Source organism: Agromyces aureus, assembly GCF_001660485.1.
In the GTDB taxonomy this organism is placed as follows: Bacteria; Actinomycetota; Actinomycetes; order Actinomycetales; family Microbacteriaceae; genus Agromyces; species Agromyces aureus.
This window is the reverse complement of record NZ_CP013979.1, coordinates 3,630,335-3,655,318: the sequence shown is the minus strand read 5'-3', so window position 1 is coordinate 3,655,318 and position 24,984 is coordinate 3,630,335. Positions and strand designations below refer to the sequence as shown.

The following is a 24,984-nucleotide window of genomic DNA, read 5'->3' as shown; positions in this document are numbered from 1 at the left end:
CACCATGTCCCAAGCACCGCAGCGCACCGCCGCCGCGACGCGCAGCGCACCGACGCGCACCGCCGCCGCGATCGCGGCCGCATCCGCCCTGCTCGTCGCGATGAGCGCGTGCAGCACCCCGAGCGGGGCCGACCCCGCCGAAGCCGCGCCCGGCGTCACCGACGACACCGTGACGATCGGCACCCACCAGCCGCTGACCGGGCCGGCCGCGGCCGGATACTCGTCGATCTCGGCCGCGACCACGGCCTACTTCGCCTACCTGAACGAGAACGGCGGTGTGAACGGCCGCGAGATCGAGTACCTCGTGAAGGACGACGGCTACAACCCCGCGAACACGCAGACGGTCGTGCGCGAGCTCGTGCAGGACGACGAGGTGTTCGCGATCCTCAACGGCCTCGGCACGCCGACGCACACGTCGGTGCTCGACTACCTCAACCAGAACGAGGTGCCCGACCTGTTCGTGGCCTCGGGCTCCACCAGCTGGAACCAGCCCGAGAAGTACCCGTGGACGTTCGGGTTCAACGCCGACTACGTCACCGAGGCCGAGGCGCTCGCGCAGTACGCCGACGACGAGTTCGCGGGCAAGTCGGTCTGCGTGCTCGGCCAGGACGACGACTTCGGCGACGAGTTCATCGAGGGCCTCGAGAACGTGCTCGGCGAGGGATCGCTCGCGAGCGTGCAGCGCTACTCGGTCTCGAACCAGGACGTCGTCGCGCAGATCGGCGCCATGAAGGCCGCCGGCTGCGAGGTGAACATGCTCGCCACCGTCAACGGCTTCACGGCGCTCGCCATCGGCACGGCGGCGAAGCTCGGCTACCAGGCGCAGTGGATGTCCTCCTCATCGGGCGGCGACTACGTGACGCTCGCCGGATTCCTCGGCGATGCGGCGCCGCTGCTGCTCGAGGGCTTCGTGACCACGAACTACCTGCCCTATGCGCCCGGCAACGAGTGGGACGACCTGTTCCGCCAGATCAACGACGAGTACAACGACGGTGCGCCCTTCGACGGCAACACCGTGTTCGGCATGTCGGTCGGGTACCTCTTCGCGGAAGCCCTCGCCAAGGCCGGCGAGAACCCGACCCGCCAGGGCATCGTCGACGCGATCCAGTCGGGCGACCTCGTCGGCAACGGCCTCGTGCCGCTCTCGTTCGGCGCCGACAGCCACGCCGCCTACAAGGGCGTCTCCATCACCACGGTGGCCGACGGCGTGCAGGACTTCATCGGCGTCACCTACGTGAGCGATGGATCCGGCGGCGTCGAGCCCTTCGACGGCGACGCCGTGCCGCTCGAGAACGACGGCCTCCCCACGTCGTAGCTCGCACGGTACCGAGACGGCGGATGCCCCTGGCCCACGAGGTCGGGGGCATCCGTCGTTCGAGCCGATCGCCCCGTCGTACGGTGGGTCCATGCGGTATCTGCGACTCGCCTCGAATTGGCTCGACCGAAACGAGGGCGATGCCTTCACGTGGCCGTACTGGATCGACGTGAGCGTATCCGGGCCGGAACCCAAGGTGGCCGTCTCCGAGGGTGCGGGTCACGGGTCCGCCGGAGGCCGCTTCGAACCCGCATTCGTCCTCAGCCGGCTTCGGGACAAGGTCGGCGGCGCCGACGGCGACTGGCTGCTTCCCCATCTCGAACGTCTTGCCGCGGGCGAGGTCGTCACCGAGGCGGAGCTCCGGTCGCAGTTCGCGGAGCGACACGGACGGGACCCGGAGTCGTACGACTGGGACTGAGCAGGGGTCGCCGCGGCACGCCCGGCCCGCCACATGCTCGCGGCACGGGCACGGGTACGGGCACGGGAGAAATGCGTATGTCTTCCTCTGTCGAACGCCGCACCAATCCGGCTGCCGTCGCCGGCGAGTCCGAATCGGGCGGCGCACGCTGGTGGCGAGCTGGCGTTCAGCTCTCTCGGCGCCCCCGGTGTCGCGCTCGGACGGGTTCATGGCACGATCGTGGCGCGGTCGACTCGTCAGCGGTATTTCGACTCACGGCGTTCCGCGCCGACCTCCGTGGTGGCAGCCGATCCCCAGTACGCCGCGGCCGCGTCGAACCACCGTCGTCGGCTATGAGGGGCAAGGTCGTACTGCGCCCAGAAGGCCGCGACATTGCGATTCTCGACGTCGGCGGCGTGGAAGAGGTGCAACTGCGCGTCGGGGACGGCGGGCGAGGGACGGATCGAGCCATGCGTGTCACTCATGACCGGACGCTACCTCGGCAACATGTGCAGGCCCACAGGTACCACGTCCGGCCGGAGTGTCGACATGCGACCTCGTCAGGGCGCCTGGCGCACCGCCTCCGGCGAGTACTGCTCGACGAGTTGGCGCTTCAGCACCTTGCCGCTGCCGCCCAGTGGGAGCGATTCGGCGACGTGCACGACGCGCGGGTACTTGTAGGCGGCGATCCGCTCCTTGGTGAAGGCGACGAGCGCCTCGGGGTCGACCTCGTGCCCGTCGAGGGCGACGACCGCGGCGTGCACCTCCTGGCCGCGGGTGTCGTCGGCGACGCCGAAGACGGCGGCCATGGCGACATCCGGATGCCGCATCATCACGGCCTCGACCTCGGTCGGGTACACGTTGTAGCCGTTGCGCACGATCATGTCCTTCTTGCGGTCGACGATCGTGATGATGCCGTCGACGATCGTGCCGAGGTCGCCCGTGCGGAACCAGCCGTCGACGACGGCTTCGGCCGAGGCGTCCGGTCGGCCGAGGTAGCCCTTGAAGAGGTTGTGGCCGCGCACGACGATCTCGCCGAGCGCGCCGGGCTGGTCGACGAACTCGATGCGCCCCTCGACCTCGGAGTCGGCGATCGCGGCGTCGATGCCCCAGTAGGTGCGGCCGACGGTGCCCGGGCGGATCGGCTCGCCGACCATGTTGAACGACACCGTCGGCGAGGTCTCGGTCAGGCCGTAGCCCTCGTGCACCTCGGCGCCGTACGCGCGTTCGAACGCCTCGAGCAGCGCCACCGGCAGCGCGGCACCGCCCGACACGGCGTAGCGCAGCGGCGGACGCGCGTCGGCGCGGGCCGCGGCCTCGACCATGCCCACGAACATCGTCGGCACGGCCGTGAACACCGTCGCGCCGTGCGCGTTCATGAGCTCGAGCGCCTCGTCGGGGTCGAACCTGGGCAGCAGGATGATCGACGCGCCCTTGCGGAACGCGATGTTCATGACCGCGGTCTGCCCGAACGTGTGGAACAGTGGCAGCCCGCCGAACACGACGTCGTCGGCGCGCATGTCGAACGCGTCGATGAGCGCGCAGTGCACCTGCTCGACGATCGCGAGGTGCGAGCCGACGGCGCCCTTCGGCGTGCCGGTGGTGCCGCTCGTGTAGAGGATCGTCGCGGCATCCGTCGGGCGTACCGACACGTGTCGTTCGATGGGGGCGGATGTCGCGGCCAACGCCTCGAGTCGGGGGAGGTCGGGCCCGCCGGCCTCGACGGGCGGCGTGAGCACGGTCAGGAGCGGCACGCCCGCGGCCGTCGCGGCGGGCACGGCCTCGCCGAGCAGCGGACCGGCGGCGACGAGCACGTCGGCGCCGGAGTCGCGCAGCACGTACCCGATCTCCTCGGCCTTGAAGAGCAGGTGCACGGGCACCACGACCGCCCCGAGCGCGAGCGCGGCGTAGTAGACGCGGGCGAAGTCGGGCACGTTCGGCACGAGCATCGCGACCCGGTCGCCGCGACCGATGCCCTGATCGCGCAGGGCGCCGGCGTACGCACGGCTCTGGTCCCACAGGGTGCCGTAGTCGATCGTCTGGCCCATGAAGTGCAGGGCGGCGCGGGCCGGCATGCGGGCGGCCGACTCGGCGAGCATGCTCGCGACCGAGAGGGTGCCGAAGCCGTCGCCGTCGACCGCGGGGTCGGCGGGGTGGGGAGCCGTGGGGGTCATGCGCGGGGTCCTTTCATCGTCGTTGATGGTGCGGGAGTTCGTGGGTGAGCGGATGTCGCGGCCGACGGTCAGGCGCGCGGTGCCCTGCGCAGCTCGGCCCGCCCGAGGGCGTTGAGGTGCACCTCGTCGGGGCCGTCGGCGAGGCGGAGCGAACGGGCGCCGGCGAACATCTCGGCGAGGGGCTGGTCGGCCGAGAGTCCGGCGGCGCCGAAGAGTTGGATGGCGCGGTCGAGGATCTGCTGCACGGCCCTCGGGACGGCGATCTTGATGGCTTGGATCTCGGTCATGGCCTGCCGGTTGCCGACGGTGTCCATCAGCCATGCGGTCTTCAGCACGAGCAGGCGCAGGGCCTCGACCTGGATGCGGGATTCGGCCACCCACTCGCGCACGACGCCCTGTTCGGCGAGCGGCCGACCGAACGCGACGCGCGAGTTCGCCCGTTCGGTCACGAGGGCGAGCGCGCGTTCGGCCATGCCGATGGCGCGCATGCAGTGGTGGATGCGGCCGGGCCCGAGCCGGGCCTGCGCGATCGCGAACCCCTCGCCCTCGCCGGCGATGAGGTTGCCGGCGGGCACCCGCACGTCGTCGAACGCGATCTCGGCGTGCCCGCCGTGGTCGCGGTCGTCGTACCCGAACACCGTCAGAGGCCGGATGATGCGCACACCGGGGGTGTCGCGGGGCACGAGGATCATCGACTGCTGCCGGTGGCGTTCGGCATCCGGATCGGTCTGCCCCATCACGATGAAGATCGCCGCGTCGGGGTTCATCGCCCCGGTCGACCACCACTTGCGACCCGTGATCACGTAGTGGTCGCCGTCTCGGCGGATGCGGGTGGCGATGTTCGTGGCGTCGCTCGACGCGACATCCGGCTCGGTCATGCAGAACGACGAGCGGATGTCGCCCGCGAGCAGTGGGTCGAGCCACTGAGCCTGCTGCTCGGGCGTGCCGAAGTCGGCGAGCACCTCCATGTTGCCGGTGTCGGGTGCGGCGCAGTTGAACGCGACCGGGGCCAGGCGGGGCGACCAGCCCGTGCGCTCGGCGAGCGGCGCGTACTGCACGTTCGTGAGGCCCGCGCCGCGCTCGCCGGGGAGGAACAGGTTCCACAGGCCCTCGGCGCGCGCGGCCGTGCGCAGCTCGTCGACGACGGGCCGGAACCGCCACTCGCCGGGGGTCGCGGCGAGCTGTGCGTCGAGCACCGGCTCGGCGGGGATCGCCCGTTCGTGCACGAACGCCTCGACCCGGTCGATGAGGTCGAGCGTTCGATCGTCGTGATTGAAATCCATACGTCAGGCTCCTGCGATCGTCGAGTTCGTGGTCGTCGAGTTCGTGGTCGCCGCACCGGCGCCCGTCGAGCTCGTGGTGGCATGGGCGAGGCCGGTGCTCGCGAGCGGTTCGACGAGCTGGCCGATGCGGTCGAAGCCCTCGCCGAGGGTCTGACCCTGGCGGTAGCGGTAGTGGATGCCCTCGAGGATCACCGCGAGCTTGTAGGCCGCGAACGCCCGGTACCAGGTGAGGTCGGGCGGGCGGATGCCGGCGGCCTGCGCGTAGTGATCGACGAGCTCGTCGAACCCCGGGTAGCCCGCGGCCGGGTCGACCGCGCTGCGCGTGAGCCCGACGGCGTCGGGGGCGAGCGACGCGATGTTCCAGTACATGCCGAGCATGCCGAGGTCGACGAGCGGGTCGCCGAGGGTCGCCATCTCCCAGTCGAGGATCGCCGCGATGCGCGGCCGGTCGGCCGGTCCGGTGATGATCGCGTTGTCGAGGCGGTAGTCGCCGTGCACGATGCCGCTGCGCAGGTCGCCCGCCGGCGGCATCCGCTCCTCGAGTCGCTGCTGCAGGCGGTCGAGTTCGGGCAGGTCGCGGCTGCGCGAGGCTTCGAGCTGTCGTCGCCAGGTGCGCAGCTGGCGGTCGAGGTACCCGTCGGGTCGACCGAAGTCCGCGAGGCCGACGGATGCCGCGTCGAGCGTGTGCAGTCTGGCGAGCGTCGCCGCGAACTCGAGTCCGAGGCCGTGCAGTCCGGCGGGCGTGTAGTCGGCGTTCTGGCGCGGATTCGCGAGCACGACGCCCTCGACGACGCGCATCACGAAGAACGGGGTGCCGGTGATGCGCGCCGCCTCGGTGTCGTCGACGAGGTCGACCGCGGGCGGCACGGGCACGCCCGAATCGGCGAGCGCGCTGATCACGCGATGCTCGCGCCCCATGTCGTGGGCGCTCGCGAGCACGTGGCCGAGCGGTGGGCGGCGCACGATGAGCGGCACCCGCGGGCCGTCGACGCGATAGGTGAGGTTGCTGCGCCCGCCGGCGATGAGGGTCGCGGACCACGGGGCGGGGTCCACGCCGGTGCCGGTCTCGGCACCGGTCTCGGCGAGCTCGGGGTGCGCCTCGGCGAGCCATGCGGAGAAGCCCTCGAGGTTCAGCCCTGGGGTGTCGGTCATCGTCGATCGCCTTTCCGGCACCGCCGTGGTGCCCGCACCGCCGTGGTGCGCGAGGGGCCTTTCATCGGCCCGTCATGACAGCATACCGCGCGGTCGGTATGTTCGTGAACCGGATGCCGCGGCATCCGCTCGCCCCTGTGACTCACGCGAGCAGGCGCGCCTCGACCTCGGAGCGGATGCCGGCCGGGATCGGCACGGGGCGACGCGACCCGGCATCGACGAAGACGTGCACGAAGCGGCCCTCGGCGATGGGCTCGGCCTCGCCGCTGCGGTGGATGCCGAGCGACCACGTGATGCTCGACGAGCCCAAGCGCTCGACGCCGATCGCGACCTCGAGCGGCTCGGGGAACGACGCCGACGCGCGGAACTCGCAGTTCGAGGAGACCACGAGCCCGATCGGCTCGTCGCCGTGCGGATCGAGGCCGGCGTGCTCGATCATCCACGTGTTGACGGCCGTGTCCATGGCCTCGTAGTAGACGGTGTTGTTCACGTGCCCGTACTGGTCGTTGTCGTTCCAGCGCGTGGTGAACGGGCGGCGCTCGGGGCGGTGCGTCACGGCGCGACCTCGGCTGCGGCATCCGTCGGCGCGGCGTCCTCCGTCGAGGCATCCGTCGCCCCGGCGAGGTCGGCCCGCAGCAGGATGCGGAACGCGCGCCGCGCCCGCGCCTCGCTCGGGGTGTCGCCGGCGATGAGGTCGGCGTAGGTGAACGACTCCGAGACGCGCACGAGCAGGTAGGCGAGCTCGTCGGTCGTGATCGCGCCGCCGAGCGGGCGCCCGCCGAGTTCGCGTTCGACGAGCCAGCGGGCGGTGGCGACGTAGCGGCGCTGGATCTCGCTCTCGGTCGTCGTGAGCAGGCGCAGCGCGCGGGCGGGTTCGCGGCGCAGGAAGTCGCGGAAGTACTGCGCACTGATCAGCGCGCCAGCGAAGCTCGAGAGCTGCTCGGCCACGCGCTCGGCGCCGTGCAGGCGCTCGGTCGCGTGCTCCGAGAGCACGAGCGTCGGTACGGCGAGCGACCACAGCACCTCGCTGAGCAGGGCGTCGCGGTTGCCGACCCAGCGGAAGAGCGAGGTGCGGTCGACGCCGAGGGTCGTCGCGAGCGAGCCCATGTCGATGCGACGGCCGCTGATGAAGGTCTCGCGTGCGAGCTCGAATGCGCGCACCGCGTCGGCGTGCCCGCCGTCGGCCAGGCGTTCGGAGAGCCACGAGGGTGCGGCGCGCAGGCCCACCTCGGCGATCTCGTGGGCGGTTCCGGTCGTCGTCGGCATGCCGGAACTCTACTCGCCGCCGAACACGAGCGTGCAACATTCTCGAAAATGATGCATAGTGGGAGGAGTTCACCGACGAACGGAGAAGCGATGACGCTCACACTCGACCCCCAGTCCGAGGCCGCGACGGCCGGCGCCGTGCTCGACGCCGACTTCTACGGCTTCATGGGCCGCCTCACCCCGGCCGAGCAGGCCTCGGTCGCCGAGATCCGCGACTACCTCGAGCGCGAGGTGCGCCCCGGCGCCGACGACCGCTGGGAGGCGACGACGAGCCCGCGGCACCTGATCCCCGGCTTCGCCGAGCTCGGCCTCTTCGGCTCGGGCATCCCCGAGGTCGCGCACTTCGAGAACTCGGCCGTCTACCGCGGCTGGATCGCCCTCGAGATCGCGCGTGTCGACCCGTCGACCGCGACCTTCATCGGCGTGCACTCCGGGCTCGCGATGAACGCGATCGCCGTCGGTGGTTCGCCCGAGCAGAAGGCCGAGTGGCTCGAGCCGATGGCGCGCGGCGAGCTCATCGGCGCCTTCGGCCTCACCGAACCGCTGCACGGCTCCGACACCGCGAAGGGCCTCGAGACCACGGCCACGCGTCGCACGAACGCCGACGGCACCGACGAGTGGGTGCTGAACGGCGCCAAGCGCTGGATCGGCAACGCGACCTTCGCCGACGTCGTCGTCATCTGGGCGCGCGACACGGCCGACGACCAGGTCAAGGGCTACCTCGTGCGCCAGCCGGCCACGGGCTTCACCGCCACGAAGATCGAGCGCAAGCAGTCGCTCCGCGCTGTCGAGAACGCCGACATCGTGCTCGAGGACGTGATCGTGCCCGAGTCCGACCGGCTGCAGGAGATCCACGGGTTCCGCGACGTCGCCATCGTGCTGCGCCTCACCCGAGCGGATGTCGCGTGGCAGGCGATCGGCGTCGCCGTCGGCGCCTACGAGGCCGCCCTCGCCTACGCGAAGACCCGCGTGCAGTTCGGCAAGCCCATCGCCTCGTTCCAGCTCGTGCAGCAGAAGCTCGCCGACTCGCTCGCCGACATCACGGCGTCGATCGCGCTCTGCGTGCGCGTGAGCGAGATGCTCGACGAGGACGCCCAGAAGGACCACCACTCGGCCATGGCCAAGGCCTTCGCGACGAAGCGCATGCGCGAGGTCGTCGCCCGCAGTCGCGAACTCATGGGCGGCAACGGCATCCAGCTCGACCACGGTGCCGCGCGCTTCTTCGCCGACGCCGAGGCCGTCTATACGTTCGAGGGCACGTACGACATGAACACGCTCATCGTCGGCCGCGCCATCACGGGCATCGCCGCCTTCGTCTGAACTCCGGATGCCGCGGCATCCGCTCGCTGTTCGTCGGTCGAGGAGGCGCGCCAGCGCCGTCTCGAGACCAGCGACATCGCACGCGGCATCCGCTCGCCCCCAACCATCCCCGCCCGAACCGCCAGCCCCTACTCCCCGCCCGAACCGCCCGACAGGAGACCACCCATGACCGAGGCCTACATCGTCGCCACCGCCCGCTCGCCGATCGGCCGCGCCCGCAAGGGGTCGCTCGCCGGCATCCGCGGCGACGAGCTCACCGTGCAGATGGTCGAGGCCGCGCTCGCCGCGGTTCCGGCGCTCGACCCCGCCCGGGTCGAGGACCTGCTGCTCGGCTGCGGCCAGCCCGGCGGTGAGCAGGGCATGAACCTGGCGCGCATCGTCGCCGTGCTGCTCGGACTCGACGGGTTGCCGGGCACGACCGTGAACCGGTACTGCTCGTCGAGCCTGCAGACGACGCGCATGGCCTTCCACGCGATCAAGGCCGGCGAGGGCGACGTGTTCATCTCGGCGGGCGTCGAGTCGGTGTCGAACATGGGCGTCGGCTCGGCCGACTACATCCCGGGCGCGAAGCTCACCAACCCGCGTTTCGACGAGGCCGAGGCGCGCACGCAGGCCCGAGCCGTCGGTGGGGCGGATGCCGCGGGCCTGCGCCCCTGGCACGACCCCCGCATCGACGGCCTGCTGCCCGACGCGTACATCGCCATGGGCCAGACGGCCGAGAACGTCGCCGAGCTGCGCGGCGTCACGCGTGACGAGCAGGACGCCTTCGCCGCCCGCAGCCAGCAGCGTGCCGAAGCGGCGATCGCCTCGGGATTCTGGGCGAACGACATCACTCCCGTGACCCTCGCCGACGGCACGGTCGTCTCGGCCGACGACGGACCGCGCGCCGGCGTCACGGTCGAGGCCCTCGCGGGGCTCGACCCCGTGTTCCGCCCCGACGGCACCGTGACCGCCGGCAACTGCTGCCCGCTCAACGACGGCGCCGCGGCGGTCGTCGTCGTCTCCGACCGCATCGTCGACGAGCTCGGGCTGCAGCCGCTCGCCCGCATCGTATCGACGGGCGTCAGCGGGCTCTCGCCCGAGATCATGGGACTCGGACCCGTCGAGGCGTCGCGCCGGGCGCTCGCCCGCGCCGGACTCTCGATCGACGACATCGACCTCGTCGAGCTCAACGAGGCGTTCGCCGCGCAGGTGATCCCGTCGGCGCGCGAGCTCGGCGTCGATCCCGAGCGGCTCAACGTGCACGGCGGTGCGATCGCCGTCGGACACCCGTTCGGCATGACGGGCGCGCGCATCACCTCGACGCTCATCAACGGGCTCGCCGCCACCGGCGGACGCTACGGCCTCGAGACCATGTGCGTCGGCGGCGGCCAGGGCATGGCCCTCGTGCTCGAGCGCGTCTGACGCCAGCGCCGCACACCTGAGGACGGTTCGTGCGCAGGAGGACGGTTCGGACCGTCCTCCTGCGCACGAACCGTCCTCGTGCGCAGGAGGCCAACCGGTGGTCAGGCGGGCACGAGGAGCGTGACCCACTGGGCGATGAGCGCTGGGCGCTCCGATCCCTCGATCTCGATCGTGAGGTCCTGCACCACCCGGATGCCGCTGCCGGTCGGCTCGGCCGAGGCGAGCGTTCCGACCGCTCGCACGCGCGAGCCCGCGGTCACCGGCTGCAGGAACCGCACCTTCTCGAAGCCGTAGTTCACGCCCATCGCGACGCCCGGTACCTCGAGCAGCGGGGTGGCGAGTGCGGTGAGCAGCGACAGCGTGAGGAACCCGTGCGCGATCGGGGCGCCGAAGGGGCCGGCGGTGGCCCGCTCGACGTCGACGTGGATCCACTGGTGGTCGTCGGTGGCATCCGCGAACCGCTCGATGCGGGCCTGGTCGACCTCGAACCAGGCGCCGGGGCCGATGGCCGTGCCGACCGCGTCGAGCAGGTCGGCGGGCGAGGCGAGCCGCAGCGGGGAGCCGGGCGTCGCGCTCATGCCTTCGGCCCGCCCGCCACGTAGAGCACCTGGCCCGAGACGAACGACGCGGCATCCGAGCAGAAGAACGACACGGCGGCCGCGACATCCTCTGGCTGGCCGACGCGGCCGACCGGGATCTCCTTGGCCGCGCCCTCGAGCAGCTGCTCGTTCGTGATGCCCATGCGCTCGGCCGTCTGGCGCAGCATGTCGGTCGCGATGAAGCCCGGCGCGACCGAGTTCGCCGTCACGTTGTAGCGGCCGAGCTCGATCGCGAGCGTCTTCGTGAAGCCCTGCATACCGGCCTTCGCGGCGGCGTAGTTCGCCTGCCCGCGGTTGCCGAGCGCCGAGGTGCTCGAGAGGTTCACGATGCGACCCCATTTCGCCTCGACCTGGTGCGCCTGCACGGCCCGGGTCATCAGGAACGCGCCGCGCAGGTGCACGCCGAGCACGGCGTCCCAGTCGTCGTCGGTCATCTTGAAGAGCAGGTTGTCGCGCAGGATGCCGGCATTGTTCACGAGGATCGTCGGCGCCCCCAGCTCGTCGGCGACCCGGGCGACGGCAGCCGCGACGGCGGCCGAGTCGGCGACGTTCGCGCCGACCGCGATCGCGCGGCCCCCGTCGGCCTCGATCGCGGCCACGGTGTCGGCGCAGGCTGCAGCGTCGAGATCGAGCACGGCGACGGCGAACCCGTCGGCGGCGAGGCGTCTCGCGGTGGCGGCTCCGATGCCGCGCGCGGCTCCGGTGACGATGGCGGTGCGGGTCATGCGACGTTCCTTTCGTCGGGGTGATCGGCCGAGGGCCGGCCGAGTGATGTTCGGTTGAGCGGGTTCAGTCGAGCGGGTTCAGTCGAGCGTGATGAGCTGGCGGAGTTCCCCGCCGGCGGCGAGGCGATCCATGGCCGCGTCGAGTTCGTCGAGGCGGATGCGCGACGAGACGAGCCGTTCGAGGGGCAGGCGCCCCGCCCGCCACAGCTCCACGTAGCGCGGGATGTCGCGGTCCGGCACAGCCGAGCCGAGATAACTGCCGATGACGGTTCGGGCCTCCGCGGTGAGCGTCAGCGGGGAGATCGTCGCGCGGGCATCGGGCGCCGGCAGGCCGACGGTGACCGTCGTGCCGCCCGGCGCGGTGAACGCGAGCGCGGTCTCGAAGGCTCTGGCCGAGCCGGCGGCCTCGATGACGAGCGGCGCGAGCCCCGCGGCATCCGCTCGGCCGTTGCCGTTGCCGGCCTCGGGGGCGGATGCCGCACGCAGGGCCTCGTCGGGCGCGTAGGCCGCACTCGCGCCGAACTCGATCGCGGTCGCGAGCTTGGCGGGCAGCGCATCGACGCCGACGACCTCGTGGCCGAGGGCGACCGCGACGAGCAGCGCGGCCATGCCGACGCCGCCGAGGCCGACGATCGTGACTCGGGAGCCGGGGGATGGCCGGCCGGCGTTGATCACGGCGCCGCCGCCCGTGAGCACCGCGCAGCCGAGGAGCGCGGCGATCTCGGCCGGCACGTCATGGTCGACCGGCACGACCGAGGTGCGGCTGACGACCGCGTGGCTCGCGAACGCCGAGACGCCGAGGTGGTGGTGCACGGGCGCGCCGTCGCGGTGCAGGCGGATGCCGCCGCCCGTGAGCGTGCCCGCGCCGTTCGCGGCGCTGCCGACGCGGCAGGGCAGGCGCCCGTCGCTCGCGCACTCGGGGCACTCGCCGCAGCGGGGGAGGAACGTCATGACCACGCGCGTGCCGCTCGCGACGTCGGTCACGCCCTCGCCGACCTGCTCGACGATGCCAGATGCCTCGTGGCCCAGCAACATGGGCGTCGGGCGCCGACGGTTGCCGTCGACGACGCTGAGGTCTGAATGACACACGCCCGCGGCCTCGATGCGCACGAGGAGTTCGCCGGCGCCCGGTGGATCGAGCTCGAGCGGCCCGACCGTGAACGGGCGCGAAACCGCGAAGGGCGCTTCAGCGCCGGATGTCTCGAGCACCGCCCCGATGATCTGCATGCACGTCCTCCTCGACGGCCGAGCGGGTCGTGGCGACACCGCGCGTGACAAGCATACCGACCGCGCGGTATGCTCGCGAATCGAACCAGGAACACGCAGCACGCAGCACGCGACGCCGCACCCGACCACCACTCGACCCGAGGAGCCTCGACGATGAGCCTTCCCATCCACGGACACGTGCACGACGACTTCGCGGGGCTCCGCGACGAGTTCGAGCGCCGACTCGCCTCGGGCGCCGAGCTCGGCGCCTCGCTCGCGGTGATCGTCGACGGCGAGCCGGTCGTCGATCTCTGGGGAGGCTGGTCCGACCTCGAGCACACCGCCGAATGGCAGCAGGATACGATCACGAACGTCTGGTCGATCTCGAAGACCGTCACGGCGCTCGCCGCGCTCGTGCTCATCGACCGCGGCGAACTCGATCCCGAGCTGCCCGTGGCCCACTACTGGCCCGAGTTCGCCGCCGCCGGCAAGGAGGGCGTGCTCGTCAAGCACGTGCTCATGCACACGTCGGGCGTCTCGGGCTGGGCGCAGCCGATCACGGGCGCCGACATCCTCGACACGGATGCCGCAGCCGCGCGTCTCGCGTCGCAGCCGCCGTGGTGGCCGGCCGGCGCGGCCTCCGGCTACCACCTGCTCGACTACGGCCACCTGATCGGCGAGCTCGTGCGCCGCATCACCGGACGCTCCCTCGGAACGTACGTCGCCGAGGAGCTCGCCGGCCCGCTCGGCGCGGACTTCTGGCTCGGACTTCCCGCCTCCGAGGATCACCGCGTGAGCAACGTCGTTCCGCCACAGGGGACGCTGGACTTCTCGGCGATCCCACCCGACTCCCCGGCGTTCAAGACCTACACCGGCCCGCCGCTCGATGCCGAGGTCACGTGGACGCGGGAATGGCGCGCCGCGGGCGTCGGCGGAGCCGGAGGCCAGGGCAACGCCCGATCGGTCGCGCGTATCAACGCGCTCGTCTCGAACGGCGGCGAGGTCGACGGCGTGCGCCTGCTCTCGCCGGCGACGGTCGACCGCATCTTCGCCGAGCACACCGACAACGTCGACCTCGTGCTCGGCCTGCCGCTTCGCTTCGGCCTCGGGTTCGCAGTATCGAACCCGGCCAGCACGCCCTGGATCCCCGAGGGCCGCGTCGCGTTCTGGGGCGGCTGGGGCGGGTCGATCGTCATCAACGACGTCGATCGGCGCACGACGTTCGCCTACGTGATGAACCAGATGTCGCCGGGCATCATCGGCTCGCCGCGTTCCGATGCCTACACGCGCGCGGTCTATGCCGCGCTGGGCGCGAACGTGAGCGCCTGACGCGGCCCGAGAACCACGAGAGCCCGGATGCCGCGTCCGAGGACGCCGCATCCGGGCTCTGGATCTCGAGTCGCGCTACGCCTCGCTCGTGGGCGTCGCCTCGCCCGACCGGTCGCCGTCGATGGCCTCGACCGACCCGGTCGAGGCGCCGACCAGTGCGGCCTCCTGGCCACCGGAGGCGAGTGCCGCCTCGGCGTCGAGGTCGGCCGCGGCCTGCTCGAACTGCGAGTTGTAGAGGCGCCAGTAGGCGCCCTCGCGAGCGATGAGCTCGTCGTGGCTGCCCTGCTCGACGATGTCGCCGTGCTCCATCACGAGGATGAGGTCGGCGTCGCGGATCGTCGAGAGACGGTGCGCGATCACGAACGACGTGCGCCCCTCGCGGAGCGCGGCCATGGCGTTCTGCAGCAGCAGTTCGGTGCGGGTGTCGACCGACGAGGTCGCCTCGTCGAGGATCAGCACCGAGGGCTGCGCCACGAACGCACGGGCGATCGTGATGAGCTGCTTCTCGCCCGCCGAGACGTTCGAGGCCTCCTCGTCGAGCACGGTGTCGTAGCCGTCGGGCAGCGAGTGCACGAACCGGTCGACGTAGGTCGCGCGGGCGGCCTCGAGGATCTCCTCGTCGGTCGCCGACTCGCGGCCGTAGCGGATGTTCTCCCGGATCGAACCGGCGAACAGCCACGGGTCCTGGAGCACCATGCCGGTCTTCGCGCGCATGTCGCGACGCGTGAGCTCGGCGATGTCCTGGCCGTTGAGCAGGATGCGCCCGCCGTCGAGCTCGTAGAACCGCATGATGAGGTTCACGAGCGTCGTCTTGCCGGCACCCGTGGGCCCGACGATCGCCACCGTCTGACCGGGTTCGACCCGGAACGACAGGTCGCGGATCAGCGGGTGCTCGGGGGCGTACGAGAACGACACGTGCTCGAACTCGATGGTGCCGTCGCCCTCGGCGGGCTTCGGGGAGTCGACCGCGTCGGGGTCCTGCTCGTCGGCGTCGAGCAGCTGGAACACGCGCTCCGCGGAGGCGGTGCCCGACTGCACGACGGCCGCCATGCCGCCGAGCTCCGAGAGGGGCTGGGTGAACTGCTGCGAGTACTGGATGAACGCCTGCACGTCACCGAGGCGCAGCTGGCCGCTCGCGACCATGAGGCCGCCGAGCACCGCGATGCCCACGTAGGTGAGGTTTCCGATGAACATCATGCCCGGCATGATGATGCCCGAGAGGAACTGCGCCTTGAACGAGGCCTCGTAGAGCTCCTCGTTCTCGGCCTTGAACTTCGCGTGCGAGTCGGCCTCGCGACCGAAGACCTTGACGAGCGCGTGGCCCGAGAAGGACTCCTCGACGCGCGCGTTGAGCCGGCCCACCTTGCGCCACTGGATGCCGAACGCCTTCTGCGACTTCGGGCCGATGACGCCGAAGATCACGGCCATGAGCGGCAGTGAAACGAGCGCGACGATGGCGAGCTGCCACGAGATCGAGAACATCATGATGAGCACGCCGACCACGGTGAGCACCGCGGTGATGGCACCCGACAGCGACTGCTGCATGGTCTGCGTGATGTTGTCGATGTCGTTCGTCACGCGCGAGATGAGCTCGCCGCGCTGCACCTTGTCGAAGTAGCTGAGCGGCAGGCGGTTGAGCTTGGCCTCGACGTCTTCGCGCAGCTTCCACATGGTGCGCACCATGATCACGTTGACGACGTAGCCCTGCACCCACGTGAGGATCGCGGAGATCACGTAGAGCAGCAGCACGACGATGAGGATCTGGCTGAGCTTGACGAAGTCGATGCCCTCGCCGGGCACGACGCCCGCCGTCTGCACGATGTTCGCGAGGTCGTCCTGACCGCTCGCGCGCAGTTGCTCGACGGCCTGATCGGCCGTGATGCCGGCGGGCAGCTGCTTGCCGATGACGCCGGCGAACAGCACGTTCGTGGCCTCGCCGAGCACCTTGGGGGCGATCACGGCGAGCACGACGCCGGCGGCGCCGAGCAGCGAGACGAACGTGAACGCGAGCGCATGGGGCTTCAGCAGGCCGATGAGACGGCGGAAGCTCGGGCCGAACTGCGAGGCCTTGCCGGGTGCGACGCTGTCCCAGTCGCCGGAGTTCAGGCGGGCCTGCTCGGCGAGCTCGAGCTCGTACTTCTCCTCTTCGGAGATCTGGGTGGGTTCGGTGGTCATCGGGCTGCCTCCGCGCCGAGCTGGGATTCGACGATCTCGCGATAGGTGTCGGATGTCTCGAGCAACTGCTCGTGCGTGCCGACACCGACCATGGCGCCGTCGTCGAGCACGATGATGCGGTCGGCATCGGTGATGCTCGAGACGCGCTGCGCGACGACGATCTTCGTCACGTCGGGCAGCTCGCGCCAGAGCGCGTGCCGCAGGTTGGCGTCGGTCGTGAGGTCGAGCGCCGAGAACGAGTCGTCGAAGACGAGCAGGTCTGGGCGGTGCACGATCGCCCTGGCGATCGCGAGCCGCTGGCGCTGGCCGCCCGAGACGTTGGTGCCGCCCTGCGCGATGCGCGCGTCGAGCTGGCCCTCCATCTCCTCGACGAAGTCGCGACCCTGTGCGATCTCGAGGGCGTGCCACAACTCTTCGTCGGTGGCCTCCTCGCGCCCGAACCGCAGGTTCGAGGCGACGGTGCCGCTGAAGAGGAACGGACGCTGCGGCACGAGACCGATCGAGTTCCAGAGCACGTCGAGGTCGGCCTCGCGCACGTCGACCCCGCCGACCGCGACGGAGCCGCCGGTGGTGTCGAACAGGCGGGGGATCAGGGACACGAGCGTGGTCTTGCCGGCGCCGGTGGAGCCGACGATCGCCACGGTCTCACCGCGTGCCGCGCTGAAGCTGATGCCGTCGAGCACGGCGTGCTCGGCACCCGGGTAGGTGAACGAGACGTTCGTCAGCTCGACCGTGCCCGGGGTGGGCAGGACGTGCACGGGGTTCGCGGGCCGCTCGAGCGTCGACGTGCTGTCGAGCACCTCGGCGATGCGGTCGGCCGACACCGCCGCGCGCGGGATCATGATCGTCATGAAGCTCGCCATGAGCACGCCCGTGAGGATCAGCATCACGTACTGCATGAAGGCGAACAGGGTGCCGATCTGCGCGTCGCCCGAGTCGACCGCGAAGGCGCCGAACCAGACGACCCCGACGATCGTGACGTTGAGCACGAGCATGAAGAGCGGGAAGAGCAGCACGAAGAGCGACCCGACGCGTCGGCCGACGATCATGATGTCGGTGTTCGCCTCGCGGAACCGCTCTTCCTCGATGGGCTCGCGCACGAAGGCCCGGACGACGCGCACGCCGGTGAGCTGCTCGCGCATGATCCGGTTCACGTTGTCGAGCTTGTGCTGGAAGCTGCGGAACAGCGGCACCATGCGGCTGATGATGAGGATCGCGATGACGAGCAGCACGGTCACGGCGACCGCGATGATCCAGCCGAGCCCCACGTCTTGCCTGAGCGCGAAGTAGATGCCGCCGATCGCGAGGATCGGGGCGGTGACGAGCATGGTGGCGCCCATCATCGCGAGCATCTGCACCTGCTGCACGTCATTGGTGTTGCGGGTGATGAGCGAGCCGGGGCCGAACTTCGACACCTCGCGCTCGCTGAACCCGCTGACCTTCTCGAACACGTCGTTGCGGATGTCGCGGCCGAGGCGCATGGCGGCCTTCGCGGCGAAGTAGGTGGCGATGATCGACGCCGTGATCTGCCCGAGGGAGATCAGGAGCATGACGGCGCCGGTCGACCAGATGTACTCGGTGTCGCCCTTGGCCACGCCGTTGTCGATAATCTTGGCGTTGAGGTCGGGCAGGTTGAAGGTGGCGATGGCCGAGAGGATCTGGAAGACCAGAACCCCGACGAGCAACCAGACGTAGGGCTTCAGATATCTGACGAGGAGTTTTCCGAGCATGTGATGTGGTCTCCGGTGGTGCGGCGGTGATGCAGCGGTGAGGGCGGATGGGTCGACGGATGTCGCGCCACGACGCGTGGTCGTTTCGCAGCGGTTCGGCAGAGTCGGCGCGCGAAAACCCACCCCCTGGGCTCGCGCAGCGTTATAGCCTCGCACGCGAGTCACCCGGAGACAAGCGCAGGGCGCCCCTCGAACCCCGGTTTCTCGGAGGGCGAACACCGGCCGGGTTCGCCGCCCGATCGGGGCTTCTTCGAGTGTGACGCAGGCCACCGACATCCGCCCGATCCGATCGACCGGGCGGGTGTCGGGCCGATTCGCCCGACCTGCGGCGGCCGGGCGGGGCCGCTCAGCAGTCGGGCCGGGGTGCCATGCGGTACGCGGCGAGCGACGCTGCGGCGAGCCACGCCCAGCCGGTGACGACGGCGAGCCAGAGCATGCCGACGCCCGCCGAGGTCGCCGAGAGCGCCGCGCCGCCCATGAACCCGAGCACGATGACGGCCGCGGCGATCCACGAGGCGACGGCGAGACCGCGCCGGCCCTCATGGCGGAACCAGGCGCCGATGACCACGGCCGCGACGGCGAGGCTCACGAACCCGATCGCCCCGGCCGCGAGGTGCAGCAGTCCGCTCATCGATGCGGTCGTGGCACCCGCAGCTCCGACGGGGAACCCGCGCATCGGGTCCGGCGGGAAGAGCGCCGCGGCGAAGAGGCTCGCGCCGTAGAGCCCGAGGAGCACGGCCGCCCACGTTCGGCGCGGCGCGGGCAGCAACCGGGCGAACCCGGTGGCCGCGGCGAGCACCATGATGCCGCTGAGCACGAGGTTCGCGGCCTGGATCCACCCGAGCGGACCGAGCAGCAGCAGGCTCAGGGCGTGCTGCGAGAGATCGAACCCGGGCACGAACAACGCCTGTGCCAGCCCGATGACGAGGTAGAACGGGCCGGCGACGACACCCCAGCCGAGGAGCGACTTCGTGACGGCGCGCCCGCGATCGAAGGTCGGGAGCGGTGATTCTGCGGTGGTGGACATCCTGTTCGCCTTCCTGGTTCTGCGGGACACCGAGGGACGACCTGCCCTCACCGGTGTAGTATTGCACTTGTCAGTAAAGAAGTAAACGGATGAGTGCAAAAGTATCGGAGACCGTATGCCTGCGAACGCGACCACCAGCACAGACGGCGTCGACTACGAGGACCCTCGCATCACGAGGTCGCGCGCACTGATCATGGCCGCCGCCGAACGGGTGTTCCTCGAGCGGGGGTTCCCTGGCACCAGCGTCGATGACATCGCGGCCGAGGCCGGGGTCTCCAAGCGCACCGTCTACAACGTGTTCGACGACAAGGAGCAGTTGTTCCGAGCGATCCTCGGCGGGGCGATCGGCACCGCCGAGCGGTACGCGGGCGACCTCGCCGCCACGACCGCCGACGCGATCGACCTCGAGGTGGCCCTCGTCGACCTCGCGCGCGAGCTCGCGGCATCCGTGCTCGGCGGACGCGTGGTGCCGCTCCGACGCCTGCTCATCGGCGAGGCGTCCCGGTTCCCGGAGTTCGCGGGGGAGTACTACCGGCGCGCGCCGGGTCGCGTGATCACGGCGGTCGCCGCGGCGTTCGACGCGCTCGCCGCTCGTGGCCTGCTCCGGATCGACGACGCCGAGCTCGCCGCCGAGCACTTCGCATTCCTCGCCATCGGGTCGTCGCTCGACCGAGCCCTGTTCGACCCGACGGCAGACGGCGACCCCGACGCCGTCGCACGTGCGATCGAACGGGCCGAGGCCGGGGTCGAGGCCTTTCTGAGGGCCTACCGCCCCTGACGCCGGATGCCCCGCTTCCGATGCCGGGCGACCGGGCTCGGCAGCGGCCGCGAGGGCCTAGCCGAGTCGCTCGAGCAGTGCGTCGAGCGCCGGGCGCTGCCCCTTGACGAGCAGGGCGCGAGCGTCGGCGATCGGCACCCACGCCGCGGCGTCGAGTTCGGGGAACGACTGGCGTCGGCCCGAACGCGGCGGCCACTCGATCTCGAAGGTGTTGCTCGCGATCGAGGAGGCGTCGAAGTCGGCCTCCGCGGCGAACACCGTCACCGTCTTGCCCGACGTGTACCGGAAGACGCCCAGTTCCACGTAGGGCACGTCGGGCGCCGGGCTGCCGAGCTCTTCGGCGAACTCGCGCCTGGCCGCGTCGAGCGGCGCCTCGTCGGTGAACGTGCCCTTCGGCAGCGACCAGGCGGCCTCGTCGCGACCGCGCCAGAACGGCCCGCCCATGTGCCCGAGCAGCACCTCGACGTCACGGTGGTCGGATGCCGCGGCGCGGCGTCGATGCAGCAGGATGCCCGCGCTCGTCTCGGTCATGCGCCAACGGTAGCCCGGACCCGCCGACGCTCGTGAGCATGCGGGGCCTGAAGTCTGCGCGTGTGCGTCGGGCGATGTCGGATGCCGCGCGTACCGTGTCTGCCATGACGAAGTTGATCCAGCAGATCCTGGTTCCGGAGGCGGCCCACGAGCTCTGCCCGCGGTGCGGATCAGACGCCGCGCGCGTGGCCGTCGGGGTCACCCTGAGCGATGGCGACCTCCTCTTCGACTGCCGCGACTGCGGCTTCGAGTGGGGCGAGCTGCTGCGCGACCTGATGGCCTGACCGCGGCGACGGCGGCAGCGGCCACGGCGGCAACCGCACTCGAGCCGGGCTCACGGGCGCCGGCCCGCGGCATCCGCTCTCGACCGACCGGCGTTCTTCAGAGGTCGAGCACCGTCAACGACACCGCGACCTCGCCGCCCTCGGCCAGCCCCTCGGCGACGCGCACGGCCTTCTTGATCGGCAGCACGTAGCAGCCGACCGTCGAGTCCGGAAAGATCGACGTCGTCCACGAAGAACCGCCGACCCGCACGCTCACGCGCACCGACCCGAAGCCGCGCGGTGGGCGCGGGATCTCGCGGATGTCGGCGGACGCCTCGTCGGGAACCGTGACGAAGAACCACTCGGCGCGCGCCGACCACTCCCAGAGCGGAGCCGTGAACTCGAATCGCACGGGTCCGGCCTACCCCTCGATCGGAGGCGTCGCGGCTGAACCCGAGGGAGCGGCCGATCCGGCCGACCCGCCCGATCCGACCGACCCGCCCGTCGAAGCCTCGTCGCGGCGCGCTCGACGCGCTCGACGCGCTCGCGCGTCCTCGAGGAGGAAGCTGACCACCGCCGCGATGAGCAGCGCTCCGAGTACGAATTGCGCACCGATGGCGACCGGGCCGGGGTCGGGCACCGCGTGGCCGGTCGCCGCGCTCCACTCGTCGCTCTGCAGGTAGAGCGTGCAGTCGGTGATCGCGTGGATCAGCACGGGCACCCAGAGCCTCCCGGTCGCACGGAACACGACGTAGTAGAGCGCGCCGTCGAAGGCGGTCACGGCCACCTGGAACGCGATGGCGCCCGCCGGCACTCCGTTGATCATGCTGCCGACCGAGTGGCTGAGTCCGAAGAGTAGCGACGTGACGAGCAGCGCGACGAACTCCCCGTGACGGGCGCGGATGCTGACGCGGATGATGCCGCGGTAGAACAGTTCCTCACCGAGACCGACGAGCAGGCAGCCGAGTGCGAGCAACAGCACGAGCCCGACCGATCGGTCGCTCCACGGCACGTCGAACAGGCCGAGCACCGGGCCCACGAGCAGCAGCACCGGAACGGCGAGCATCCAGTACCGCCGCGGTGGCTGCGACGTCACGGGGCGCTGGCGCCAGATGTCGCTCCACCATCCCGACCAGCGCGCGAACCAGAGCCCGAGCGCGAGCGCGATCGGCAGCGGCACGAGGTGGGACAGGGCGAACTCGAGCTCCGGCGATTCCGTCGGCACGAGCACGTCCATGAGGTTGCCGAGTCCGGCGGCGATCAGCACGTAGACGGCGGCCGCCGCGAGGCCGACCCAGAAGGTGCGCGCGACCCGGCCGGGCGCGGGCGCGGCGGCGATCGTGGTCGAATCGGCGATCATGCATGCTCCTCGAACTGGGGGAAGGCGCCGGTCTGCGCCATGACGAGTCTTCCAGAGCGGTTTCGCGAGCGGCGGGCTCCCGGCCGAGTCCGACCGAGATCAGCGCGAGCCGAGCACCGCGACGAGGTTCGCGAGCAGCGCCGCGAAGACCCCGGCCAGCACGACCGCGCCGGTCACGATCCACGCGATGCGGCGGCGGGTCGGTCGGCGGGCCGGCTCGTTCGCCGACTCGTCGCCCGACGCGCGACGGGCGGATGCCGTGCCGAACCCGGTGGGCGGCAACGGCACCGTCGTGTGCTCGCTCGGTGCCGACGGCGTCCGCACGAAGGACAGCGGGGCCGAGAACGACGGTTCGGCGGCGAACGAGGGTGCAGCGGGGAGCGAAGGTGCAGCGGGGAACGACGGCGGTGCCGTGGCGATCGGCGCTGCGCCCGAGGCGATCGGGGTTACCGACGGCGTCACCCCGGCGCGCATGCTCGTCATCTCGCTGATCGAGAAGTCGTCTGCGAGCGTGTCGACGGGCGCGGGGGTCGTGCTCGCGCCGCGCGCTGCGCCGTGCCGGTCGGATGCGCCGGACCTGTGCGCGCCACCGCCCTGCACGCCCGTGCTGCCGCGCGCGCCCGCACGGCGCACGGGCGTGCCGCGCAGCGCCGTCACGCCGACCGACACCGTCGCGGCGTCAGCGGCGTCAGCGTCGACGCCGAGGGTCGACGCATCGGCCGAGGGGCCCGCCGCCGCGGCGCGCGCCACGGTGTGCGGCGTCCACGAGGCGCCGTCCCAGTATCGGAGCGCCGCGGCATCCGTCTCGTCGACGTACCAACCGGCGACCCGCCGGGAGTCAGGCAAGGTCGTCACCCTGGGTGAGACCCGACTCGCGCCGCTGCGCGCGCACGGCCCGCAGGGCGAGCTGCGCCGCCGCGATCAGGATGAACGCGGCGAACAGGCGCGCCGACCACTCGGGAGAGAGCACGAACGCGACGGCGACTCCGCCGAATGAGGCGACCGTCGCGGCGATGCCGACGACGAGGGCCTCGCGCAGGTCGACGAGCCGCGCCCGCGAGTTCGAGACGGTGCCGCTGATGGCGGTGGGGATCATGACCGCGAGCGAGGTGCCCTTGGCCATGAGGTCGCCCATGACGAAGAACCCGATGAACGCGGGCACCATGATCGTTCCGCCGCCGATGCCGAACAGGCCGGAGGCGACGCCCACGACGATGCCGATGCCGAAGAGCGCGAGGATCGGCAGCAGGTCGAAGTCCACGTGGCCGCCGCCGCGCTCGGGCACGACGAGCAGCATGCGCACGGCGACCGCGATGAGCAGCGCGATGAACATCCACCGCAACCAGGTGATGGGCAGCCGTCGCAGCAGCCATGCGCCGAACCACGAGCCGATGATGCCGCCGAGCGCCATGAACAGTGCGGCGACGAGGTCGACCTGGCCGTTCGCGAGGTACGTGATCGAGCCGGCGATCGAGGCGGGCACGATCGCGGCGAGCGAGGTCGCGGTGGCCCGCCGCTGGTCCATGCCGGCGGCCACGATGAGGAGCGGGACCATGAGGATGCCGCCGCCGACGCCGAACGCACCCGACAGCAGTCCGCCCGCGGCGCCGACGAGCGCGAGTGCCAGGTACCGGCGCGACGGCGCGGGCGCGTCGGTCGCGTCTGGCGTGGCGGGGGAGGGCACCAGCCCACTGTAGTCGCCGGGTCGGCGACGCCCGCGGTCGTCGTGCGGCCGGGCCGGGCGGCCGGGCCGTGCGCTCAGGTCGTGCGTTCAGGCAGGCAGGCCGGTCAGGCAGGCCGGTCGCCGGCGCCGACGAGTTCGTCGAAGGGCACCTTTCCGGCGTCCGTCGACGCGGCCGTCGCATCGGAGCGAGGGGATGCCGCGGCCACGGCAGTGTCGCCCGTCGCCGTCGTGCCGGTGGCCGTGCCGAGCGCGGGGCCCGATGCGACCGCCGCCGCGCGGCGCACCCCGCGCGCGGCCATCACGAGCACGACGCCGAGGCTCGCGCCGAGCGTGTTCAGCACGAGGTCGCGGGGGTCCGAGACGCGGTCGGGCAAGAACAGCTGCACGAGCTCGATGAACGTCGTCAGGGCGATGCCCGCCGCCAACGCGAGCGGCCAGTGTCGTCGGTGCATGAGGAGGGCGGCGACCGCGCCGATGGGCACGAACATCGCCACGTTGAAGGCGATCTCGCTGAAGTACCCGGTCGACCACGTGGCGTCCGAGGTCCAGGCGTCGGGGTTCAGCACGCCGCCCTCGATCTCGTGCCCGGAGGTGCTCCACGGGGCGGGGCCCACCGTCGCCCAGAGCACCCCCATCGTCAGCACGATGGCGGCGAATCGCAGGGGGCGGCGGTTCATCCCACGATTCTGCACCTGTTCCGCAGCATCCGTGCGCCATCCGGAGCATTTCACAGACGCCGTTCGGCGCTCGTTCGGCGCCTTCACGGCACGCATGCGGTTACGCCGTATATCACGAAGTGATATACGGCTCTGTACTCTCGGGCAGAACCCGGTAGGCTGAACCCACGATTCCTCCATCAAGCGGGCGCTCGCCCGTGATTTGAACTGATTGCCCGGAGGCGGTTTTCCGCGTGGCATGACCCGATGAGAGGCGACGGACGCCGTTCAGGCACCCCCGTCCCTCGACCCAAACTTCGACGGCACCGAGTCGTCGAGGTCGCGATCGAGAGACGATCGCATCGGGTCCGCACGTGCGGCCCGCAAGACAGAAGGACAGCAGTATGGCAACCGGAACCGTCAAGTGGTTCAACGCCGAAAAGGGCTTCGGCTTCATCGCTCCGGACGACGGCTCGGCCGACGTCTTCGCGCACTTCAGCGCCATCACGGGCAACGGCTACCGTTCGCTCGATGAGGGCCAGAAGGTCGAGTTCGAGGTCGCTCAGGGCCCCAAGGGCCTGCAGGCGGAGAACATCCGCGGTCTCTGACC

Annotated in this window: 26 protein-coding genes; 8 read left to right on the top strand and 18 right to left on the bottom strand. The window is 71.1% G+C overall.

All coding sequences use genetic code 11. The features are described from left to right. Nucleotides 1–4: 4 nt before the first annotated feature. Together ATC03_RS16385 and ATC03_RS16380 are read left to right on the top strand one after the other, a co-directional pair. A complete protein-coding gene (locus ATC03_RS16385; RefSeq protein WP_067882442.1) occupies nt 5–1,315 on the top strand; it encodes an ABC transporter substrate-binding protein in 1,311 nt (436 codons plus the stop codon). Nucleotides 1,316–1,406: 91 nt separating this feature from the next. Next, entirely contained in the window at nt 1,407–1,733 is a 327-nt protein-coding gene (locus tag ATC03_RS16380; RefSeq protein WP_067879427.1) for a hypothetical protein, read from the top strand. Between the two features lie 236 nt (nt 1,734–1,969). On the opposite strand, the gene ATC03_RS16375 is transcribed toward ATC03_RS16380, so the two are convergent. From ATC03_RS16375 to ATC03_RS16350, 6 genes are all read right to left on the bottom strand, one after another. Then, the gene (locus ATC03_RS16375; RefSeq protein WP_067879422.1) at nt 1,970–2,197 is read right to left on the bottom strand and encodes a hypothetical protein; all 228 of its coding nucleotides are present in this window, start codon (nt 2,195–2,197) and stop codon (nt 1,970–1,972) included. A 75-nt stretch (nt 2,198–2,272) separates the two neighbouring features. Then, the gene (locus tag ATC03_RS16370) at nt 2,273–3,886 is read right to left on the bottom strand and encodes an AMP-binding protein (protein ID WP_067879420.1); all 1,614 of its coding nucleotides are present in this window, start codon (nt 3,884–3,886) and stop codon (nt 2,273–2,275) included. Nucleotides 3,887–3,954: 68 nt separating this feature from the next. Further along, nucleotides 3,955–5,169, bottom strand: a complete 1,215-nt coding sequence (locus ATC03_RS16365) for an acyl-CoA dehydrogenase family protein (RefSeq protein WP_067879417.1) — start codon at nt 5,167–5,169, stop codon at nt 3,955–3,957. Between the two features lie 3 nt (nt 5,170–5,172). After that, nucleotides 5,173–6,321, bottom strand: coding sequence for a phosphotransferase family protein (locus ATC03_RS16360; protein WP_067879414.1), 1,149 nt, complete (start codon nt 6,319–6,321; stop codon nt 5,173–5,175). 142 nt (nt 6,322–6,463) lie between these two features. Then, nucleotides 6,464–6,877 (bottom strand): acyl-CoA thioesterase, encoded by a 414-nt coding sequence (locus ATC03_RS16355; RefSeq protein WP_067879411.1) that lies wholly within the window; start codon nt 6,875–6,877, stop codon nt 6,464–6,466. After that, nucleotides 6,874–7,587 carry a QsdR family transcriptional regulator gene (locus ATC03_RS16350; RefSeq protein ID WP_161490354.1) on the bottom strand — a complete coding sequence of 238 codons (714 nt, stop codon included), beginning with the start codon at nt 7,585–7,587 and terminating at the stop codon, nt 6,874–6,876. The genes ATC03_RS16355 and ATC03_RS16350 overlap by 4 nt, the downstream gene beginning before the upstream one ends. 90 nt (nt 7,588–7,677) lie before the next feature. Here ATC03_RS16350 and ATC03_RS16345 point away from each other — a divergent pair, with 90 nt between their 5' ends. Then, nucleotides 7,678–8,907, top strand: coding sequence for an acyl-CoA dehydrogenase family protein (locus tag ATC03_RS16345; protein WP_067879408.1), 1,230 nt, complete (start codon nt 7,678–7,680; stop codon nt 8,905–8,907). A gap of 165 nt (nt 8,908–9,072) precedes the next feature. Further along, nucleotides 9,073–10,311, top strand: coding sequence for an acetyl-CoA C-acetyltransferase (locus ATC03_RS16340; protein WP_067879405.1), 1,239 nt, complete (start codon nt 9,073–9,075; stop codon nt 10,309–10,311). Nucleotides 10,312–10,412: 101 nt separating this feature from the next. Here the strand turns inward: ATC03_RS16340 and ATC03_RS16335 are convergent, their stop codons facing one another. From ATC03_RS16335 to ATC03_RS16325, 3 genes are all read right to left on the bottom strand, one after another. After that, complete coding sequence (locus tag ATC03_RS16335; protein WP_067879402.1) at nt 10,413–10,889, bottom strand: MaoC family dehydratase; 477 nt, start codon at nt 10,887–10,889, stop codon at nt 10,413–10,415. Next, nucleotides 10,886–11,635, bottom strand: a complete 750-nt coding sequence (gene fabG / locus ATC03_RS16330) for a 3-oxoacyl-ACP reductase FabG (RefSeq protein WP_067879399.1) — start codon at nt 11,633–11,635, stop codon at nt 10,886–10,888. The genes ATC03_RS16335 and fabG overlap by 4 nt, the downstream gene beginning before the upstream one ends. 78 nt (nt 11,636–11,713) lie before the next feature. Continuing rightward, nucleotides 11,714–12,862, bottom strand: a complete 1,149-nt coding sequence (locus ATC03_RS16325) for an alcohol dehydrogenase catalytic domain-containing protein (RefSeq protein WP_067879397.1) — start codon at nt 12,860–12,862, stop codon at nt 11,714–11,716. Between the two features lie 153 nt (nt 12,863–13,015). On the opposite strand from ATC03_RS16325, the gene ATC03_RS16320 reads away from it, so the two are divergent. Then, nucleotides 13,016–14,170, top strand: a complete 1,155-nt coding sequence (locus tag ATC03_RS16320) for a serine hydrolase domain-containing protein (protein ID WP_067882438.1) — start codon at nt 13,016–13,018, stop codon at nt 14,168–14,170. 75 nt (nt 14,171–14,245) lie between these two features. On the opposite strand, the gene ATC03_RS16315 is transcribed toward ATC03_RS16320, so the two are convergent. The 3 genes from ATC03_RS16315 to ATC03_RS16305 all read right to left on the bottom strand — a co-directional run bounded on the left by ATC03_RS16315 (nt 14,246) and on the right by ATC03_RS16305 (nt 19,102). Continuing rightward, a complete protein-coding gene (locus ATC03_RS16315; RefSeq protein ID WP_084003566.1) occupies nt 14,246–16,345 on the bottom strand; it encodes an ABC transporter ATP-binding protein in 2,100 nt (699 codons plus the stop codon). Continuing rightward, nucleotides 16,342–18,075, bottom strand: coding sequence for an ABC transporter ATP-binding protein (locus tag ATC03_RS16310; RefSeq protein WP_067879393.1), 1,734 nt, complete (start codon nt 18,073–18,075; stop codon nt 16,342–16,344). The genes ATC03_RS16315 and ATC03_RS16310 overlap by 4 nt, the downstream gene beginning before the upstream one ends. A 346-nt stretch (nt 18,076–18,421) precedes the next feature. Beyond that, nucleotides 18,422–19,102 (bottom strand): DUF998 domain-containing protein, encoded by a 681-nt coding sequence (locus ATC03_RS16305; RefSeq protein ID WP_067879390.1) that lies wholly within the window; start codon nt 19,100–19,102, stop codon nt 18,422–18,424. A 115-nt stretch (nt 19,103–19,217) separates the two neighbouring features. Here ATC03_RS16305 and ATC03_RS16300 point away from each other — a divergent pair, with 115 nt between their 5' ends. After that, nucleotides 19,218–19,880 (top strand): TetR/AcrR family transcriptional regulator, encoded by a 663-nt coding sequence (locus tag ATC03_RS16300; RefSeq protein ID WP_067879388.1) that lies wholly within the window; start codon nt 19,218–19,220, stop codon nt 19,878–19,880. Between the two features lie 57 nt (nt 19,881–19,937). Here ATC03_RS16300 and ATC03_RS16295 read toward each other — a convergent pair whose 3' ends face one another. Further along, on the bottom strand, nt 19,938–20,411 hold the full coding sequence (locus ATC03_RS16295; protein ID WP_067879385.1) for an NUDIX hydrolase: 474 nt from the start codon (nt 20,409–20,411) through the stop codon (nt 19,938–19,940). A gap of 104 nt (nt 20,412–20,515) precedes the next feature. On the opposite strand from ATC03_RS16295, the gene ATC03_RS16290 reads away from it, so the two are divergent. Next, nucleotides 20,516–20,695, top strand: coding sequence for a hypothetical protein (locus ATC03_RS16290; protein WP_067879382.1), 180 nt, complete (start codon nt 20,516–20,518; stop codon nt 20,693–20,695). Nucleotides 20,696–20,792: 97 nt separating this feature from the next. Here the strand turns inward: ATC03_RS16290 and ATC03_RS16285 are convergent, their stop codons facing one another. From ATC03_RS16285 to ATC03_RS16265, 5 genes are all read right to left on the bottom strand, one after another. After that, a complete protein-coding gene (locus ATC03_RS16285; RefSeq protein ID WP_067879380.1) occupies nt 20,793–21,086 on the bottom strand; it encodes a DUF1905 domain-containing protein in 294 nt (97 codons plus the stop codon). A gap of 9 nt (nt 21,087–21,095) precedes the next feature. Then, nucleotides 21,096–22,034: a CPBP family intramembrane glutamic endopeptidase gene (locus tag ATC03_RS16280; protein ID WP_067879377.1), complete on the bottom strand. Its 939-nt coding sequence runs from the start codon at nt 22,032–22,034 to the stop codon at nt 21,096–21,098. 99 nt (nt 22,035–22,133) lie between these two features. Then, a complete protein-coding gene (locus tag ATC03_RS16275) occupies nt 22,134–22,880 on the bottom strand; it encodes a DUF2510 domain-containing protein (RefSeq protein WP_067879374.1) in 747 nt (248 codons plus the stop codon). Next, a complete protein-coding gene (locus tag ATC03_RS16270) occupies nt 22,873–23,718 on the bottom strand; it encodes a sulfite exporter TauE/SafE family protein (RefSeq protein ID WP_067879371.1) in 846 nt (281 codons plus the stop codon). Before ATC03_RS16270 ends, ATC03_RS16275 begins: the two co-directional genes overlap by 8 nt. A 104-nt stretch (nt 23,719–23,822) precedes the next feature. Beyond that, the gene (locus tag ATC03_RS16265; protein WP_067879368.1) at nt 23,823–24,395 is read right to left on the bottom strand and encodes a VanZ family protein; all 573 of its coding nucleotides are present in this window, start codon (nt 24,393–24,395) and stop codon (nt 23,823–23,825) included. A 383-nt stretch (nt 24,396–24,778) separates the two neighbouring features. Between ATC03_RS16265 and ATC03_RS16260 the strand changes: the two genes are divergently transcribed. Continuing rightward, on the top strand, nt 24,779–24,982 hold the full coding sequence (locus tag ATC03_RS16260; RefSeq protein WP_055862240.1) for a cold-shock protein: 204 nt from the start codon (nt 24,779–24,781) through the stop codon (nt 24,980–24,982). The last annotated feature ends 2 nt before the right edge of the window (nt 24,983–24,984 follow it).